At 42.1% G+C, this 17,044-nt stretch carries 20 protein-coding genes; 16 read left to right on the top strand and 4 right to left on the bottom strand.

Features of this window, described 5'->3' with window-relative positions; genetic code table 11:
- Window positions 1-69: 69 nt before the first annotated feature.
- Window positions 70-636 carry a PadR family transcriptional regulator gene (locus tag ANSO36C_RS05300; RefSeq protein WP_251958691.1) on the top strand — a complete coding sequence of 189 codons (567 nt, stop codon included), beginning with the start codon at window positions 70-72 and terminating at the stop codon, window positions 634-636.
- Between the two features lie 80 nt (window positions 637-716).
- Here ANSO36C_RS05300 and ANSO36C_RS05295 read toward each other — a convergent pair whose 3' ends face one another.
- A complete protein-coding gene (locus ANSO36C_RS05295) occupies window positions 717-2,666 on the bottom strand; it encodes a heavy metal translocating P-type ATPase (protein WP_251958690.1) in 1,950 nt (649 codons plus the stop codon).
- Between the two features lie 249 nt (window positions 2,667-2,915).
- Here ANSO36C_RS05295 and ANSO36C_RS05290 point away from each other — a divergent pair, with 249 nt between their 5' ends.
- From ANSO36C_RS05290 to vapC, 8 genes are all read left to right on the top strand, one after another.
- Window positions 2,916-4,037 (top strand): AAA family ATPase, encoded by a 1,122-nt coding sequence (locus tag ANSO36C_RS05290; protein WP_251958689.1) that lies wholly within the window; start codon window positions 2,916-2,918, stop codon window positions 4,035-4,037.
- A 16-nt stretch (window positions 4,038-4,053) separates the two neighbouring features.
- Window positions 4,054-4,596, top strand: a complete 543-nt coding sequence (locus tag ANSO36C_RS05285) for a hypothetical protein (protein ID WP_251958688.1) — start codon at window positions 4,054-4,056, stop codon at window positions 4,594-4,596.
- A 3-nt stretch (window positions 4,597-4,599) separates the two neighbouring features.
- A complete protein-coding gene (locus ANSO36C_RS05280; RefSeq protein WP_251958687.1) occupies window positions 4,600-5,706 on the top strand; it encodes a precorrin-8X methylmutase in 1,107 nt (368 codons plus the stop codon).
- A gap of 254 nt (window positions 5,707-5,960) precedes the next feature.
- Complete coding sequence (locus tag ANSO36C_RS05275) at window positions 5,961-6,143, top strand: hypothetical protein (RefSeq protein WP_251958686.1); 183 nt, start codon at window positions 5,961-5,963, stop codon at window positions 6,141-6,143.
- 22 nt (window positions 6,144-6,165) lie between these two features.
- Window positions 6,166-6,435: a YciI family protein gene (locus ANSO36C_RS05270; RefSeq protein WP_251958685.1), complete on the top strand. Its 270-nt coding sequence runs from the start codon at window positions 6,166-6,168 to the stop codon at window positions 6,433-6,435.
- A gap of 234 nt (window positions 6,436-6,669) precedes the next feature.
- The gene (locus ANSO36C_RS05265; protein WP_251958684.1) at window positions 6,670-7,464 is read left to right on the top strand and encodes a Tab2/Atab2 family RNA-binding protein; all 795 of its coding nucleotides are present in this window, start codon (window positions 6,670-6,672) and stop codon (window positions 7,462-7,464) included.
- 248 nt (window positions 7,465-7,712) lie between these two features.
- Window positions 7,713-8,495 carry a type II toxin-antitoxin system VapB family antitoxin gene (locus tag ANSO36C_RS05260; RefSeq protein ID WP_251958683.1) on the top strand — a complete coding sequence of 261 codons (783 nt, stop codon included), beginning with the start codon at window positions 7,713-7,715 and terminating at the stop codon, window positions 8,493-8,495.
- Window positions 8,492-8,893, top strand: coding sequence for a type II toxin-antitoxin system VapC family toxin (vapC, locus tag ANSO36C_RS05255; protein ID WP_251958682.1), 402 nt, complete (start codon window positions 8,492-8,494; stop codon window positions 8,891-8,893). Before ANSO36C_RS05260 ends, vapC begins: the two co-directional genes overlap by 4 nt.
- Window positions 8,894-9,453: 560 nt before the next feature.
- On the opposite strand, the gene ANSO36C_RS05250 is transcribed toward vapC, so the two are convergent.
- Window positions 9,454-12,051 (bottom strand): tetratricopeptide repeat protein, encoded by a 2,598-nt coding sequence (locus tag ANSO36C_RS05250; protein WP_251958681.1) that lies wholly within the window; start codon window positions 12,049-12,051, stop codon window positions 9,454-9,456.
- A 51-nt stretch (window positions 12,052-12,102) separates the two neighbouring features.
- Window positions 12,103-12,480 carry a hypothetical protein gene (locus ANSO36C_RS05245; RefSeq protein ID WP_229473070.1) on the bottom strand — a complete coding sequence of 126 codons (378 nt, stop codon included), beginning with the start codon at window positions 12,478-12,480 and terminating at the stop codon, window positions 12,103-12,105.
- Between the two features lie 806 nt (window positions 12,481-13,286).
- Between ANSO36C_RS05245 and ANSO36C_RS34150 the strand changes: the two genes are divergently transcribed.
- The 6 genes from ANSO36C_RS34150 (at window position 13,287) to ANSO36C_RS05225 (ending at window position 16,158) form a co-directional block, all read left to right on the top strand.
- A complete protein-coding gene (locus ANSO36C_RS34150) occupies window positions 13,287-13,817 on the top strand; it encodes a substrate-binding domain-containing protein (protein ID WP_323374565.1) in 531 nt (176 codons plus the stop codon).
- Window positions 13,777-14,316, top strand: a complete 540-nt coding sequence (locus ANSO36C_RS34145) for a substrate-binding domain-containing protein (RefSeq protein ID WP_323374564.1) — start codon at window positions 13,777-13,779, stop codon at window positions 14,314-14,316. The genes ANSO36C_RS34150 and ANSO36C_RS34145 overlap by 41 nt, the downstream gene beginning before the upstream one ends.
- Window positions 14,317-14,600: 284 nt before the next feature.
- Window positions 14,601-14,780, top strand: a complete 180-nt coding sequence (locus tag ANSO36C_RS05235) for a hypothetical protein (RefSeq protein WP_251958680.1) — start codon at window positions 14,601-14,603, stop codon at window positions 14,778-14,780.
- A complete protein-coding gene (locus ANSO36C_RS34735) occupies window positions 14,780-14,887 on the top strand; it encodes a hypothetical protein (RefSeq protein WP_410174673.1) in 108 nt (35 codons plus the stop codon). Before ANSO36C_RS05235 ends, ANSO36C_RS34735 begins: the two co-directional genes overlap by 1 nt.
- Window positions 14,856-15,572 (top strand): ATP-binding cassette domain-containing protein, encoded by a 717-nt coding sequence (locus ANSO36C_RS05230; RefSeq protein WP_323374596.1) that lies wholly within the window; start codon window positions 14,856-14,858, stop codon window positions 15,570-15,572. The genes ANSO36C_RS34735 and ANSO36C_RS05230 overlap by 32 nt, the downstream gene beginning before the upstream one ends.
- A complete protein-coding gene (locus ANSO36C_RS05225) occupies window positions 15,547-16,158 on the top strand; it encodes an ATP-binding cassette domain-containing protein (RefSeq protein ID WP_251960253.1) in 612 nt (203 codons plus the stop codon). Before ANSO36C_RS05230 ends, ANSO36C_RS05225 begins: the two co-directional genes overlap by 26 nt.
- A 188-nt stretch (window positions 16,159-16,346) precedes the next feature.
- On the opposite strand, the gene ANSO36C_RS05220 is transcribed toward ANSO36C_RS05225, so the two are convergent.
- Entirely contained in the window at window positions 16,347-16,565 is a 219-nt protein-coding gene (locus ANSO36C_RS05220) for a hypothetical protein (protein ID WP_251958679.1), read from the bottom strand.
- On the opposite strand from ANSO36C_RS05220, the gene ANSO36C_RS05215 reads away from it, so the two are divergent.
- Window positions 16,557-17,021, top strand: coding sequence for an ABC transporter permease subunit (locus tag ANSO36C_RS05215; RefSeq protein ID WP_251958678.1), 465 nt, complete (start codon window positions 16,557-16,559; stop codon window positions 17,019-17,021). The two genes, ANSO36C_RS05220 and ANSO36C_RS05215, sit on opposite strands and share 9 nt — an antisense overlap.
- The last annotated feature ends 23 nt before the right edge of the window (window positions 17,022-17,044 follow it).

The following is a 17,044-nucleotide window of genomic DNA, read 5'->3' as shown; positions in this document are numbered from 1 at the left end:
AACATAAAATTATAAGAAGTACATAGTAGAACCTATCGAGAAAATATCAATTATGGGAAAACCGTCTTAATGTCGTTAGCGTATGTAATTCTAGGTCTTCTTCAGCAGCAAGAAATGACCGGCTACGACCTGAAAACGAGCTGCTTTGATCAATGCATTGCCCATTTGTGGCCAGCAGATCAGGCACAAATTTACAGAACTCTCGATAAGCTAGTTGAGCAAGGCTGGATTACCTGTACCATTGAGATTCAGCACGATCGCCCCAACCGGAAAGTCTACAGTGTAACGGAGTCGGGAAAAGCTGAATTCGCCCGATGGCTGGGGATTCATCAGCCCTTACCGACTGTACGAGAACCCTTGCTAGTCCAGTTGCATTTTGCAGATCAGTTAGCGAATGAAACCATCATTCATTTACTGGAGCAACAATTGGCAGTTCGAAGCAAAAAGCTTGCTGAATGTGAAACCATTGATTTGCCATCACTCGGTGATGAATCTGCCAACCGTGAGCAGGTGATGCAAAGGCTGGTGCTAGAGTTGGTGATCCGAAGAGAAGAGACTTATATTGATTGGTTAAAGACAGCAATTGATGTTATTAGTCACCAAAAGCCATATCCATCACATTACCAGATTCTTTGACACTCCCTAGCACTAAAGCTCTTGTTATGATAATTCGTAATTATTGGGTTATTACCCTGCTCTAATATTTTCGTTCTGTCTTATTTCAGCAATCTTAGTCCACTCAGGGTAACTAACACTGTGGAACCTTCATGGCCAATAACACCGATGGGTAGGTTAATATTTCCGAGAAAGTTGCCCACTAAAAGCAACATAATGAAACCCAACGCTACAACTATATTTTGTTTTACTATTGCTTGCGATCGCCTACCTAAATGTATCGCTACAGCAATTTTTTCTAACCTGTCTGCCATCAGTACTATATCTGCGGTTTCTAATGCCACATCACTACCAGATACGCCCATCGCTATACCCACAGATGCTTGCGCTAACGCTGGTGCATCATTAATTCCATCGCCTACCATTGCCACAGTTTGATATTGTTGCTGTAGACGGCGGATAACATCTAGTTTATCTTCTGGCAGAAGTTGAGCATATACCCGATCAATTCCGACTGCTTTGGCGACACTGTGAGCAGTTTCCTGATTATCCCCGGTTAACATGACAATTTGTTCAACTCCCAATTTCTTTAACCGGGTAATGGTTGCAGCTGCTTGCGATCTTACTTCATCTGCGATCGCAATTACACCCATCACCTGAAATCCGGCTCCCCTCCTCGCTTGCGGGGAGGGGTTGGGGGTGGGGTTCTTCGCTACCCAAACGACAGTTTTACCCTCTTGCTCCCAAGATTGAACGATTTCTTGTAATTCTTCAGGTAAATTTGTTACATACTGCTGCACAAAAATGGCATTGCCGACAATTATTTGTTGTTCTTGAGAAATTCCGACAATTCCCTGTCCCGGTAACGCTTGCACTTGGACTGCACCAACCCAATTTAAATCACCGGCTGCCTGCACAATTGCCTTACCAATGGGATGTTCGGAAGATGATTCTACACTAGCAGCAATTTTTAATACATCTGATTCTGTGTATTCATTAACTGAAATTACCTGGAATACCTGCACCTGTCCTGTTGTTAGAGTACCAGTTTTATCAAATGCGATCGCTCGGACTTTGCCAATTTTCTCTAACTGCGCCCCATTCTTAAACAAAATCCCCTGTCTTGCACCATTGGCGATTCCCGAAAGCAGGGTGGGCATAATTGCAGCCATCAGCGCACAGGGAGAAGCCACCACAAGGAAAGTAAGGGCGCGATAAATTGTTGTTTCCCAATCCCAGCTCCAGAGAAATGGCGGTAAAATTGCCAGTAATATCCCAGCGACTACAATGACTTTGGCATATCCTTTCTCAAAGCGATCAATAAACTCTTGCGAAGGCGGTGCTTCTGTCTGTGCTTGTTCTACCAAGCGAATCACACGCTGAATTAAACTACTTTGGGCTGGTTTGTGTACCTTAATCTGCAATGCACCATAACCGTTAAGTGTTCCAGCAAATACTTCTTCGCCCACCGTTTTCTCTACAGGTAAAGACTCACCTGTAATTGCAGCTTGATTAAGGGTGCTGTAACCAGATAAAATTATTCCATCAGTAGGAATTAACTCTCCAGGTTTGACGACAATTTCATCACCGACTTTTAGCTGACTGATAGGAATTTCTTCTTCCCTTCCCTGAAGCAAAACCCTTGCTGTATCTGGCGTCAAACTCATCAAACTCCTGATACTCCGTTCAGTTCGCGCCATTGCATAGCCTTCTAATGCGCCACTGATAGCAAAAATCAGAATCAAAATTGCCCCATCAATAATTAGATGATATTCTCTTCGCCATAAACCAAGGCTAGCAGCACCAATGGCGGCGACAATCATCAGTAAATCTACATCGAGTTCTTTTTCTTTGAAAAGGGTAGTCAATCCTTCCCGCGCACTTTCGTAACCACCAATCACGTAAGCAGCAGGTAGCAGGAGGAATGCTAATCCCAACCAGCCGAGATGTAAGGCAAACCATCCGAGAAATAGTAGTAAGCCACACAAAAGGGCTGCTAAGGTATCTGTGTGTTCTTTGGTGAATTGGCTGAAGCGTTGGGGGTAGAGCATGAGAGGTGAATTAACAGGGACTCTCTCAGGCTAAACCTTGACATTAATGTTAATGTCAAGGTTTATAATGATTTTGAAACGCAAAGGGGCGCTGTAGAAGCTTTTGCGGCTTGCCGCAGGCTGGGAAGCGCAAAGGTACGCAGAGTTAAAGCTTTCTCTGTGTTTTTGGAGCGTTTTACAAAAGCGGGATGTGGGTAAATGGGACGATTTAACTGTTAGCTTTAAAATTGCACTAGGAGAAAAAAATCTATGCTGAAGCGAATTTATATTGATAACTTTCGCGGGTTGGTAAATTTTGAGATGCATTTTGACTCGATTAACCTGTTTCTTGGTGGTAATGGAGCAGGTAAATCAACAGTTTTTGAAGTTTTACGGAAAATTCAAATTTTTATAAGTGGTGACGAAAAAGTAGAAGGAATTTTTAAATCTTCTGACTGTACTCGTTGGCAGACTTTACAAATTCAGCGTTTTGAGCTAGAAATTTTTGGGAATGGTGGTAATTATAAATATGAATTTGCTATTAGACATAATCAAGATAAGAGTCATGTTGAATATGAGCGTCTCTGGTTTAATAACCAAGCTTTAATGAAGTCTGAGGAGGGCAAGTTTCAAATTTTTAGAGATGATTACGAAGAGGTTGCCAAAGCTACATTTCCTTCACCATTAGGATCTTTACTATGGTTATTTACGAGAGATAGTGACAGTACAAAGTTGGACTGGTTCATAAAACGTATGCAGCGATTCATTATTGTACAAATTATTCCTAGTCTTATGCTTGACGGTAGCGAAAAGGAAGAAATTCATCTAACTTCGAGTATGGAAAATTTTGTTTCTTGGTATCGCTATATTTCCCAATATCAAGGTAAAGTTGCTGAACTTATCAATGTTTTAAAAGATATATTAGATGGATTTTTAAGTTTTAAGTTTGAGCAGTTCAGTGAAAATTATCGAACTCTAAAATTAAGATTTTCAACAGATAAAGATAGGACAAAGATTATTGATTATCGCTTTAGTGAATTATCCGATGGTCAAAAAGTAGTGATTGCTCTATACACCATTCTCTATTGCACTGAATCTGAAGATTATACACTTTGCATTGATGAGCCAGAGAATTTTTTAGCTCTGCCAGAAATTCAACCTTGGCTAATTCAACTTTATGATTTCTGTATTGACGGAAAAATACAAGCTTTACTAATTTCGCATCATCCTGTATTAATTAATTATCTTCTAGCTTCACCTATAGGTTATTGGTTTGAGCGCCAAAGTAATGCACCTGTACGAGTAAAACCAATTAGTAATCAAGAAGCTGAAAATTCAGGATTACCAATTTCAGAACTGATTGCACGGGGCTGGCTGTATGACCCAGAATAGAGTACAGATAGTAATTTTGTGCGAGGATCTACAACAGCAAGTTTTTGCATATCATTTTTTGAAAAAGCGAGGCTTTAATATAAATCCAAAAAACGTCACAATTAGGACTTTCTCAGCAGGTAAAGGTGCAGGAGAGCAGTTTGTTAGAAAGCATTATGCAGCAGAGGTTAAAGAATACCGGAGAAAAAACTATCGTTCAGGAATGCTAGTAGTATTGATTGATGCAGATACTGCGACAGTAAAGGCAACACTGAAAGAATTAGATAATGCACTGATAAAAAATTCACAGGAACTTCGTAAGGCTGATGAGAAAATAGCAATCTTCGTGCCAAAAAGAAATATCGAAACTTGGATACATTATTTACGAACAGGAAAAGTTGTTGAAGAAGAAGGAGAAAAATCCAAATATCCAAAATTCCCTAAAAATGAGGCAATTTGTAAACCCGGCGTTGAACAATTAGCAAACCAGTGTTCTCAAGGGAGTTTGGATGAAAATGCACCGCCATCTCTTCAGACGGCTTGTGAAGAGTTACAAAGACTTTTGCCCTTGTTGGAGTAAATCATGAATGCTGGTTGCTTAACTATTAAAGAACTTACCGATGCAGTGGGTGGTGGTTTAACTCCGCGCATGGTACGCCACTACCATCAATTGGGGCTACTACCGCAACCAGTGCGATCGCCTAGCAATTACCGTCTCTATACCAAAAAAGATGTCCTCCGCTTGCAACGGATTGTCGCACTGAAGCAGCAAGGGTTTCAGCTAAACCATATCCGCAATATTTTGGAGGTGGAACCAGAGGCTGACACAACTGTTAACCTGATGGGACAACTTCAGCAGCAATATCGCGCGGTGATGCAACAAATTTCTCAACTGCGGCAAACTGCATCAGCATTAGAAGGATTATTGGGGCGCGATCGCCATTGTCAAATTATGCAGGCGGAAGTTTTGGCACAACTCAAGTTACTTGATGTCGAAACTCAAGCTGGATTGGGGGGATTGGAAAATCTCTGGAGTGGTTTGGATGCCGAAATTCATACCCATTCAGAAGCTTTTTCAGAATCGCTACAACGCTTATTACCCGATTTGTCTCACCGTTCGGAAATTGAACAACACTTAATTTCTCAGTTAGTTTTGACTTGTGGCGATGTGAGTTTAGTGTCCTTTGTGAAATTGAGCCGAGATGCGATCGCAGCTAGTCGAGAAGCCTTATCTTCAAGCTGTCAAATTGTTGTCGATACCCAAACGGTTGCTGCTGCCTTGGATCAAACCCGATTATCTCACTTGGGATGTCAGATTGAAACCTTGATTGATAATCCCCATATCACTACCGCCACAGAAGCAGAAGTTGCCTTTTGGCAGCATCGAGAATGGCGAGAAAAATTGCAGCAAGTAAGTCAGGGTTGTGTGCTGGTAGTTGGTTATGCTCCCTCAGTACTTGTAGAAGTTTGTGAGGCGATTGCCAACCAGAAAATTCAGCCTGCATTAATAATTGGAATGCCCATTGGTTTTAGCCATGCTCCGGCAGCCAAGCGGCAACTGATGCTACAAAAGATACCTTATATTACAGTTGAAGGCACTTTGGGAGGTGGCGCTTTAGCTGCTACTGCCCTAAATGCCTTGGTTGAGTCACTGATTGATAAACCAGATTGCCATTGTTATCTCAATTGACAGTGTTGCACCTAAGTGAGAATCGCTGCTATTTATTTTTACATTCCCCAAAACCAATGGCCTAGCGATCGCATATTAGAAAGTTCGGATCTTTACTGGCAATGGCAAAACTCTCTACGTTACGGTTAAGAACGATATAACTGGACTCTACAAACCTATCTTCACCTCAAACCAATACCTTAGCCAAAATAAAAGGATGAAAAGAGAGGAATGCTGTAATAAGCTGTTGCGCCTACAATTTGCATATAATAAGGATGAATATAACTTCGGGTACAGGTTGTTATGCCGGCTATTGGCTTTCAATACAAGCGATCGCTGAAAGATTAGATGTAGATGAATATAAAACTAAGGTAATTTTAGACAAGTGGCGAGAGTTTTTACATTTAGAATCAATAGCGGCAGAAATCCATTATAGTTGCAATTGGGAACCGCATTAACCAGTAGAAGTAACAAGGAATTATGCCTAAATATGTACTTTGGGGAACTTACTGCGAAGACGTTCTCGAAAAACGTGCCCCCCACCGTGAAGCTCATTTAGACGGATTAGCAAAACAAAAAGAATCCGGCGTGCTGATTACCATTGGCCCCACCAAAGATGTCACAAAAGTTTTTGGCATTTACGAAGCCGAAAATGAAGCCACCGTGCGCGAGTTAATTGAAAATGATCCCTACTGGAAAAATGGCATTTGGACTGAATATTCTGTTAAAGAATGGATTCAGGCTTTTTGAATTAGAGAGTGCTAGTTAATAAAATACCCCATCACTGCGGAACGCTTAGGCGAACGCGCAGCGCTAAATGTGCAATCTTATTTGCTTAACAGCTTATGTAGGGACGCAAAGACTTGCGCCCCTACAAATCCCCTACAATTCTATAAATAATTTGGGATAATTTATTTTTTGCAAGTCCCTTAGCCATTTGTTAAGAGTTATTTCCCTTGTCCCCAATCCCGAATCTCCCCACTTATGAAAATTTGGCAGGTTGATTTTTATCGTCGTCCATTGCAAGATGCATCTGGACAAATTTTATGGGAGTTGTTGATTTGTGACGCAACTCGCAGCTTTGAATACGAAGCCACCTGTCTCCAGTCAGCAGCGAATTCGAGTTGGGTGGCTGCTCAATTTGAATTCGCTGCTGGTGAAAAATTGCCAGATGTAATCCAGGTGTTTCGTCCGCAGTCACTAAGTTTAATTGAAGCGGCTGGACGTAATTTAAGTATAAATGTCGAACCTACCCGTCATACTTTGGCGTTAAAGCAGTGGTTACAAGAAAAGCAATATCCTTCAACGCTGGATAAACCACCCCCAGCACCATTGCCAGAAAACCTCTGGGGAGAACAATGGCGTTTTGCAAGTTTAGCTGCTAGTGATGTAGAAACGAGATTTAGCGATCGCCCCATTCCCATTTTGCACATCCCAGAACATCTCAAACCGATCAATTTAGGTTTGGCATCAACAGTCCCTGTTCCTGGTGTAGTAATTTATGGTGGACGGCAATCGATGCGCCTAGCACGGTGGTTGCAGAAAGCCCGTTCTGTAGCATTAAACTACATTTCTGGCGCACCGGATGGCTTAGTATTAGAAGCTGGTTTAGTGGACAGATGGATTGTTGCCACTTTTGAAGATCCAGAAGTTACAACAGCAGCCCAAACATTTGAACAACGCAAACAGCAAAGCCGAGGATTGCATTTTTTGTTAGTTCAACCCGATGATTCTGGGATGACTTATAGCGGCTTTTGGTTGTTGCAGGCAGAAAATTAGTATTAATTGTCAAAAATATTTTTCCGCTTAATTTCTACAACTAAAAAAGATGATAAAAGTCACAATTACCTTAGAAGAAGATATTCTGCGATTTGTAGATCAGTATGCACGGGGGAACCGTAGTGCATACATCAATACACTAAACTTTTTGTTTTTCTTTTAAGCTTTAACATCACTGATATAGGAATTGTATTTGATTTTTGAAATACAATTGGATAACAGCGATGCCGAATAGCCCGTCATAGACATTGCCTGTAGATTTACACTATAAACTAGAGCGATCGCCTCCATCGGAGCAAGCTGATTGCATTCTACACAATGACACTAATGGATTCAATGTTTTACCTGAAAGGCGATCGCCTGTAGATTTACACTATAAACTAGAGCGATCGCCTTTACAACACCATCATTTCACCTTGGAACACGAAACGTCGAGCTTAAAGCTAAAACATTGTCACTTGAAACAGGAACATTCTCGTTTGGAACAGAAATATTCTCACTGGGAACAGAAACGTTCTCGTTTAGAACAAAAACATTGTCACTTGAAACAAGAACGTTCTCGTTCAGAATACGAAAGACCGAGTTCGGAACACGAAAGACCGAGTTTAAGCGATACCTTTCCTACGGAACGCTACGCGAACGGTGAGCTAGCTTCGCTAACGCGCTTTTCAGTTTTATCACGGTACGCTTTGCACAAAACTAGCTTATTCTGGATTTGGGGGGAGGCGATCGCTTGTGGGTTTAAAATCAAAAATAGAGCGCTAGGCTTTACAATATCGTCAAACCCAAAAAAGCCATTTGATCGCATTCTATACAAACCAATATCTAAACCTACCATGAAAACTGATTTTTTTATTGATGAAAAGCTCATAGATGAAGCAATGAAAGTAACTGGGCTTCAGACTAAACAAGAAGTAATTGAACTTGGGTTAAAGACACTAATTAAACTAAAGCAACAAGAAAAAATAAAAGCTTATCGAGGTAATCTCCAATGGGAAGGCAACCTTGATGAGATCAGAACAAATTCATGATTATTGTAGATACAAGTGTATGGATAGACTATTTTAACGGTAGGAAAACCCCAGAAACAAATAAGCTAGATAGACTTTTGGGAGTAGAACCGCTTGCGATTGGTGATCTGATATTGACTGAGGTACTGCAAGGATTTCGTTCTGATGCCGATTATCAAACAGCAAAGGAACTACTGACTTCTTTGACAATTTTTGAAATGTTAGGTATTAATCTTGCTTTCAAGAGTGCTGATAACTATAGAAGTCTCCGAAAATATGGCATTACTATCCGCAAAACGGCTGATGTAATTATCGCTACTTTTTGCATTGAAAACCAAAACTCGCTTTTGTTCAGCGACAAAGATTTCTTGCCATTTGTTCAACATCTTGGTTTGTTTACAGTTTCAACAAAAATATAAAAATTCCAATTTAAGAACATAAAGTTTCCACCTTTAAGGTAGAGCGATCGCCTTGACAAGATCATCATTTACAATTGGATAACAGCGACGCCGAATAGCCTGTCATAGACATTGCCTGTAGATTTACACTATAAACTAGTGGTCTGTCAATTTTGATTTTGTGCGTGAGTAGCCCCAGAATATCTTGCTAGCAAACGATTTCAAAAGTTGGTCACACACAATTTTTAGCTTGACAGACCACTAGAGCGATCGCCTTTACAACACCATCATTCCACCTTGGAACACGAAACGTCGAGCTTAAAGCTAAAACATTGTCACTTGAAACAGGAACATTCTCGTTTGGAACAGAAATATTCTCACTGGGAACAGAAACGTTCTCGTTAAGAACAAAAACATTGTCACTTGAAACAAGAACGTTCTCGTTCAGAACACGAAAGACCGAGTTCGGAACACGAAAGACCGAGTTTAAGCGATACCTTCGGTGAGCTTCTCTACGAGACGCTCCGCGAACGCTAACGCGCGTTTCATTTTTATCACGGTACGCTTTGCATATAACTAGCTTATTCTGGATTTGGGGGGAGGCGATCGCGTAAATATGCTAAATTTTCACGGAAAGTAATTGTGTTGGGATGATTTACCCCTAAACTAAGTTCAGCAATTTCCAAAGCTTGTATGTAAAGGGGTTCGGCTTCGCTGTATCTGCCTTGGGAATAGTAGAGTAACGCTAGGTTGTTGAGGTTAAGTGCGACAGATGGATGTGATTCTCCCAGCAGCTTACGTGTGAGTGCTAAAGCTTGGATGAAAAGGGGTTCGGCTTCGCTGTATCTGCCTTGGGAGTCGTAGAGTGCCGCTAGGTTGTTGAGGCTAGTAGCAACTAATGGATGTTCTTCACCTAGCAGTTGACGGCAGAGTGCTAAAGCTTGGATGTAAAGGGGTTCGGCTTCGCTGTATCTGCCTTGGAAGTAGTAGAGTCTCGCTAGATTGTTGAGGCTAATGGCGATATCTGGATGTTCTTCTCCCAGCAGTTGACACCTGAGTGCCAAGGCTTGGATGTAAAGGGGTTCGGCTTTGCTGTATCTGCCTTGGGAGTCGTAGAGTGCCGCTAGGTTGTTGAGGCTTTGGGCGACAGATGGATGTTCTTCTCCCAGCAGTTGACACCAGAGTGCCAAAGCTTGGATGAAAAGGGGTTCGGCTTCGCTGTATCTGCCTTGAGAGTAGTAGAGTGCTGCTAGGTTGTTGAGGCTTTGGGCGACAGATGGATGTTCTTCTCCCAGCAGCTTGCGCTTGAGTGCTAAAGCTTGGATGTAAAGGGGTTCGGCTTCGCTGTATCTGCCTTGGGAGTAGTAGAGTGCTGCTAGGTTGTTGAGGCTTTGGGCGACAGATGGATGTTCTTCTCCCAGCAGCTTGCGCGTGAGTGCTAAAGCTTGGATGTGAAGGGCTTCGGCTTCGCTGTATCTGCCTTGGGAGTCGTAGAGTAACGCTAGGTTGTTGAGGCTAAGTGCGACAGATGGATGTTCTTCTCCCAACAGCTTGCGCTTGAGTGCTAAAGCTTGGATGTAAAGGGGTTCGGCTTCGCTGTATCTGCCTTGGGAACGGTAGAGTTCTGCTAGGTTGTTGAGGTTAATGGCGACAGATGGATGTTCTTCTCCCAGCAGCTTGCGCGTGAGTGCTAAAGCTTGAATGTAAAAGGGTTCGGCTTCGCTGTATCTGCCTTGGGAGTCGTAGAGTAACGCTAGGTTGTTGAGGCTAGTGGCGACATCTGGATGTTCTTCTCCCAGCAGCTTGCACGTGAGTGCTAAAACTTGGATGTGAAGGGGTTCGGCTTCGCTGTATCTGCCTTGGGAGGCGTAGAGTAACGCTAGGTTGTCGAGGCTAGTGGCGACATCTGGATGTTCTTCTCCCAAACGTTTTTTAGTGACTTCTAGACATTGTTTAGACCAGGGTAAAGCTTGGTTATATAAACCTTGACCATTGTAAAATCTAGCGTTACCGAGGAAAGGCCAAAGTAAATCTTCATTGCTGAGGTATTGAATGAAATGATTCGCTACTTCAGCTATATGAGGAATGGCGGGAGAAATTGCGGTGATTTGCTCAAGGGTGGGCAAGTCAGGAATATCTTTGGCGACTGCTACCATTACCCGACAAAGCGATCGCTTTAGTTCCTCCCCCTTATCTAAACCTGTAAGCTTATATTGGAAAAACTCTCTCAGCAGTGGATGTAATTGATAGATTCCCTCACCTTTGCGCTGGAGTAAATGCAGATTCAACAGCTTATCATCTCTGATTTCTTCTAAATCTTCTCCATCTTCTTCTGGTAAAGACTGTTCCACCAACTTCCAAGGTATAGGTGCGGCGGCAAATAAACTTAATAAACAACCCAGTTGTTTATCGCTGTCCTCTAATTCTTGCCAACTCAACTCAAAGGCTGCTAACACACCTCGTTGTGCTGTCATGTCAGCTTCCGACTTAGATTTAGACAGAGAACGCTCATCTAGTCGCTTGTTCTCCAGCCGCCGCAACATTTCTGCTAAAGATAAATCCTGTTTCCGCGCCAGATAGCGCCCCACTAATTCCACACCCAAAGGTAAATATCCCAGCCACTCACACAACTGATTTGCTAAAGCAAATTCTTTTTCAATTCGCCCCGGTGTTTCTTTGAGTAAAGACTTTAATAACTCCAGCGCCGCTTCTGGTTGCAGCACATCCAAAGATAACTGTGCGATGCGTCCCAAGTTCTGGCGGGTAGTTATCAGCACTTTAAACCGAGAAGGTAGCGACTGTAAGTAAGGCTTGACTTCTTCGTAGTCGCTGACATCATCCAACACTAGCAGCACATCACCTTCACGCCAACGCCGCCAACAATATTGCACTTGCGCGACTATATCAAAATCTTCTGGCGGTTTTAAATCAAGCTGCGTTCTAGCAAACTGCACAACTTGAATGCCTACATCTCCAGTTTTTGCCAGCAACCAGCAAAGCCCACCGTTGTAAGTGTTGCGTTGCTTGCTGGCATATTGTAAAGCCAGTTCTGTTTTACCAACTCCACCCATCCCTGCTATTGCTGCGATCGCAACTTGTTTATTATCCTGCAAAAGTTGGTGAAGATTTTGCAATTCTTCTTCACGTCCGACAAATTCCACTACCCCACTCAGGGGCAAATTTTGCGGTATTTCAGTAGAAACTATCGATTCCCCTTGGGGCGAATTTAGTCAGAAGTTTAAGGTGTTACCAGAAATGGTATTAGTTCCACCTTTAATATTTATCCCCTGCCAATTTTCAATAATAGTGTTCGTCAGTTGAGGTTGTGCTTCATTGGCTACAGCTTCCACAGCTTGAGCAATTTCAGGATCTTTCTTTGCCGCTTCCTCTACCTGCTGCCCAATGAGATAAGCTTGACCATAATCTAAAGATTGTGTTTTAGCCTGTTCGATAACCTTCGCCGTGCTAGGTTCCTTGCGTTTCAGCAGAACTAACAACTTTTCGCCTTCATTCCAAGCCTTTTCGCCGATGATTTCCCCAGTTTTTTCAAAGGCTTTGGTGATTACCAAAGTTGCGATCGCTGCTGCTGTCAGGGTTACAGGCTCCATATTTTACCCATTAACTACGAAATTGCACTGTGAGGTATCCTACCTTAGTGCATCTCCTTTGGAAATAAATAATACAAATTTATTAAGATTGATCTTAGAGGATGTTTTAAAAGTATTTGGCTGTGATTTTAAGCACTTAATGATCCCGGATTTCTCACCACACCTCTTAAAGCCTGTGCAAGTGCCGGGGAGAAGTAATGAGTAAGAAGTAAGAAGTTTTTACTCATTACTCATTACTTCTCTTAACAGGAGTCAGAATCAAGACGCGACGCTCGAATACTCGCTAACGCTCCGCTATCGTGGACTCGCTACCGCTACGCTATCCGCCACTCGTACAGAATTCATACTGAATTCTGACTCCTGACTCCTGAATTCTGTTTAGATAAAGGTATGAGATTAACTTTAAACATCTAACTAAAGGATGTTTACATTTGCCAAAATATAGCAATTCTTTAATATTAAATACTTCTTTAGTAGTAGTCTATTTGCTAAATAAATCGATTGAGAAATATTAAATTTTTCATACAGCTATAAATATTGAATATGCTGATTTATGCAAATGCTTTAAAGTGAAGACTTTTAGTTATATTAAGGAGATTGAAAAGCTTCTATTTTTGTAAAGTTCGATAAATAAAATTAATTTTGGCATCTTAGCGAGATAAGATGAAAAAAGTCAAAGAAAATGAAGATTTATAAGGTTAATAAAACTAATTTTTGGAAATTTAACTTAAAATACTTGTTCCTGTTTTTTAAACAATATATAGGTTCAAAATTTGGTGTATGTAAAAATGGCTTTTAGGAGATATATGAATGTGAAAAAGATTGTGTTTACCTCTGGTGTTATGTTTCGCGTAATCGCAACTAGCATACTAGGTATCATCGGTGGCAGTCTTGTCGGCTGTACAAATGGTTCTCCGAATGTCAATACAGCTATTAACACTAGTGCAGAAAGTAAGACTACCACTGGAAATTCAAAATTACGATCAGTTGCCTTTACCGTTGGTGATTTAAGTAATCCCTTCTTCGTTCTCATGGGACAAGCAGTTGAAGCAGAAGCGAAGAGAATTGGCGGAGAAGATGTCAATGTTATTGTAGCTTCCAGTGCATACGACCTCAACCAACAAGCCAATCAAATTGAAAATTTCACTGCTGCCAATACTGACATTATTGTTTTGAATGCTGCTGACAAAAGTGGAATTAGACCAATAGTTGAAAGAGCAAAACAAGCAGGCAGAATTGTCATAGCAGTAGATACAGGTGCAGAAGGAGGTGTAGATGCCACAATTACGACTAATAATGTTCAAGCTGGAGAAGTTAGTTGCAGATATAATTGCTGACCGTCTTAAAGGTAAAGGTAATGTAGTAATAGTTAACGGCCCGCCAGTGGACTCGGTGATTCAGCGAGTTAATGGCTGCGAGAATGTATTGTCTAAATATCCCGATATCAAAATACTCTCTAAAAACCAGAATGCAGATGGTAGCCGGGATGGAGGACTCAGAGTTATGACTGATTTGCTGACAACCTTTCCGAAAATTGATGCTGTTTTTGCCATCAATGATCCGAGTGGAGTAGGCGCAGAACTAGCAGCTAACCAAGCAAAACGTAAAGATTTCTTTATTGTAGGCGTTGATGGTGCGCCAGAAGCAATCACTGCGATCGCAGAAATAGATGGTTTATATGCCGCGACTGCTACCCAAAATCCACGAGGAATGGCCCAAAAAGCAGTTCAGGTTGGCAATGACATCTTAAATGGGAAGAAACCTAAATCACCTACCATTTTAATTCCAGTCAAGCTGATCACAAAAGATAACGTCAGCACAGAAAAAGGCTGGTAAATAATAATTGTCAATTTGAAATTAAAAGTTATGTCTAATCTGAATTGAGTCTTTCGATGCATTGACAGAGCTTTTGCAAATACCCATGATGTATATATGTGCGCGTGTAGAAAGTTTTGATATATCGCCTTTCGATATTCAGAAGTTTTCGAGATATTAATCACTTTTTAAAACATGATTTAGTGATGATTTCCATCTCATACATATTAAGTGTAATAAGTGTGAGTTGATTAATTTCTAACTCACAAATTCCGAATTTGAGATTATTTTTACAGGTTCTGCTCATGACAACAAATATTGAAACTTCATTTCCTGATGCACCAACCAGCACCCCTGTATTAGAAATGCAAGGAATTACAAAACGATTTCATGGTGTACCTGCGCTTCAAAATGTTAATTTGACGATTTATCCGGGAGAAGTTCACGCCCTCATGGTGAAAACGGAGCAGGCAAAAGCACATTGATGAAAATCCTGGCTGGGGCTTACATTGCAGATGAAGGAGAAATTCGCATCAATGGTCAACCCCTGAAAATTACCGATCCGGCGACAGCACGTAAGGCAGGTAATTAATCTCATTTATCAAGAACTGAATGTTGCACCGAATTTAACCGTTACCGAAAATATGTTTATGGGTAGCGAGTTGCGGCGAGGTCAGTTCTTAGACCGCAAAGGGATGCAACTGGAAGCAGAGAAAGTGTTAGAAAGCCGGGGAGCAAATTTTACCGGGCAGACTGTAGTTAGTACCTTATCGATCGCAGAACAACAGCAAGTAGAAATTGCCAGGGCGCTGAAGGACAAAAGCCGCGTTTTGGTGATGGATGAGCCAACAGCAGCCCTATCTGACCGCGAGAGTGAGCATTTATTTGAGGTAATTCGCAAACTGCGGCGTGATGGCATTGCGATTATTTACATCAGCCATCGGATGGAAGAAATCTATGCCTTAGCTGACCGGATTAGCGTGTTGCGTGATGGTCAATATATTGGCAGTCTGACACGCAGTGAGATTTCTCCCCAGCGATTAGTGCAGATGATGGTTGGTCGCTCCATGCAAGACTTTTACGAACATCAACGGCAAACTAATCCTGGCCCAGTCGTGCTGGAAGTCAGAAATATGAGCGATGCGCGGAAGAAGATTGAGCCAGCTAATTTTAAAGTTCATGCTGGAGAAATCGTCGGTTTAGCAGGGTTGGTTGGTGCAGGACGCACAGAACTATCCCGGCTGATTTTTGGTGCAGACCAGCAAAGCCAGTGGTGAAGTATTCTTGAATGGCAAAAAACTGGAAATTAATACGCCCAGTGATGCCATTTCAGCAGGAATTGGCTACGTCCCAGAAGACCGCAAAGATCAAGGTTTATTTCTAGAGATGAGCGCCCGTAAGAATATTGCCATCAACACACTCAAACAAGATGCCAAAGCTGGAATTGTTAACTGGGGTTCAGTTAATCGGCTCTCAACAGATGCAGTAGAAAACTTTAATATCCGCCTAGCCAATTTGGAAATTAGAGCATTGGATCTTTCTGGTGGTAATCAGCAGAAGCTACTGCTAGCGCGTTGGTTAGCCATTAAGCCGAGAGTATTAATGTTAGATGAGCCAACACGGGGCGTAGATATCGGTGCTAAAAGCGAAATTTACCGAATTATGAGCGAATTGGCAGCGCAAGGTGTAGCTATTTTAATGGTTTCCAGCGAACTGGCGGAGATTGTCGGCATGAGCGATCGCGTCTTGGTGATGCGAGAAGGACAGCTAGTAGGCGAACTGGATGGCAGTCTTGGCAAAGAAATCACTCAAGAAAAGATTATGCACTATGCAACTGGAGCATCGGAGGTATTAGCATCATGAGTCAGACAGTCAGACCACCTGCCAATAAAATACGCAACAATCCCGCATCCCGCAACCGGAAATCAATGAGTACCCTATTGGAAGTTGCGGGTATTCTGCCAATCCTGATAATTATCTGCATCTTATTTGCACTCCTTTCGCCCAACTTCCTCACAGGCGGTAACATCGTTAATATCTTGCGTCAGTCATCAATCAATATTGTGCTGGCGACAGGAATGACCTTTGTGATTCTCACCGGAGGTATTGACCTTTTCTGTTGGGTCAATCTTAGCTGTTTCTGCCGTAGTTGCCTTGTTAGTATCGCTACTGCCAGCTTTAAGTTGGGCAGCCGTGCCTGCTGCATTGCTAGCAGGATTGCTTTTAGGCTTAGTCAACGGCGCTCTCATCACCTTTTTTAGATGTGCCACCTTTTTATTGTTACCTTGGGTTCACTGACTGCCTTGCGGGGTGTAGCCTTCTTGGTTGCCAAAGGTACAACCGTGATTAACCGAGACATCAATTTTGCTTGGGTGGGTAATGATTATATCGGCCCCCTGCCGTGGCTAGTGATAATTGCGCTCCTGACTGTAATCGTTAGCTGGTTTGTGTTGCGGCAAACTGTTTTAGGAGTGCAGATATATGCCGTTGGTGGTAACGAGCGGGCAGCCAGATTAACAGGGATTAAAGTTAATCGGGTGTTGCTATTCGTCTATGGTATTAGCGGATTACTAGCAGGTTTAGCAGGAATCATGAGTGCTAGCCGTCTTTATAGTGCTAGTGGCGTAATCGGTCAAGGTTACGAATTACGATGGCGATCGCAGCTGTTATTCTTGGTGGAACTAAGCTTCACAGGTGGTATTGGTACCATTGCGGCACACTTCTAGGTGCATTAATTATTGGTATTCTC

It is taken from the genome of Nostoc cf. commune SO-36 (assembly GCF_023734775.1).
GTDB classification, from domain to species: domain Bacteria; phylum Cyanobacteriota; class Cyanobacteriia; order Cyanobacteriales; family Nostocaceae; genus Nostoc; species Nostoc commune_A.
Note: the sequence above shows the minus strand (reverse complement) of the source record. Positions and strands in the feature narration are given on the sequence as shown.

What these genes read in the sequence shown, in the direction of transcription:
- ANSO36C_RS05245 (WP_229473070.1), bottom strand. Translation starts at nt 12,480, where the DNA reads ATGGAGCCTGTAACCCTGACAGCAGCAGCGATCGCAACTTTGGTAATC.
- ANSO36C_RS05295 (WP_251958690.1), bottom strand. Translation starts at nt 2,666, where the DNA reads ATGCTCTACCCCCAACGCTTCAGCCAATTCACCAAAGAACACACAGAT.
- ANSO36C_RS05215 (WP_251958678.1), top strand. Translation starts at nt 16,557, where the DNA reads ATGTGCCACCTTTTTATTGTTACCTTGGGTTCACTGACTGCCTTGCGG.
- ANSO36C_RS05270 (WP_251958685.1), top strand. Translation starts at nt 6,166, where the DNA reads ATGCCTAAATATGTACTTTGGGGAACTTACTGCGAAGACGTTCTCGAA.
- ANSO36C_RS34145 (WP_323374564.1), top strand. Translation starts at nt 13,777, where the DNA reads ATGTTCAAGCTGGAGAAGTTAGTTGCAGATATAATTGCTGACCGTCTT.
- vapC (WP_251958682.1), top strand. Translation starts at nt 8,492, where the DNA reads ATGATTATTGTAGATACAAGTGTATGGATAGACTATTTTAACGGTAGG.
- ANSO36C_RS05265 (WP_251958684.1), top strand. Translation starts at nt 6,670, where the DNA reads ATGAAAATTTGGCAGGTTGATTTTTATCGTCGTCCATTGCAAGATGCA.
- ANSO36C_RS34735 (WP_410174673.1), top strand. Translation starts at nt 14,780, where the DNA reads ATGAAAATCCTGGCTGGGGCTTACATTGCAGATGAAGGAGAAATTCGC.
- ANSO36C_RS05290 (WP_251958689.1), top strand. Translation starts at nt 2,916, where the DNA reads ATGCTGAAGCGAATTTATATTGATAACTTTCGCGGGTTGGTAAATTTT.
- ANSO36C_RS05300 (WP_251958691.1), top strand. Translation starts at nt 70, where the DNA reads ATGTCGTTAGCGTATGTAATTCTAGGTCTTCTTCAGCAGCAAGAAATG.
- ANSO36C_RS05235 (WP_251958680.1), top strand. Translation starts at nt 14,601, where the DNA reads ATGACAACAAATATTGAAACTTCATTTCCTGATGCACCAACCAGCACC.
- ANSO36C_RS34150 (WP_323374565.1), top strand. Translation starts at nt 13,287, where the DNA reads ATGAATGTGAAAAAGATTGTGTTTACCTCTGGTGTTATGTTTCGCGTA.
- ANSO36C_RS05280 (WP_251958687.1), top strand. Translation starts at nt 4,600, where the DNA reads ATGAATGCTGGTTGCTTAACTATTAAAGAACTTACCGATGCAGTGGGT.
- ANSO36C_RS05275 (WP_251958686.1), top strand. Translation starts at nt 5,961, where the DNA reads ATGAATATAACTTCGGGTACAGGTTGTTATGCCGGCTATTGGCTTTCA.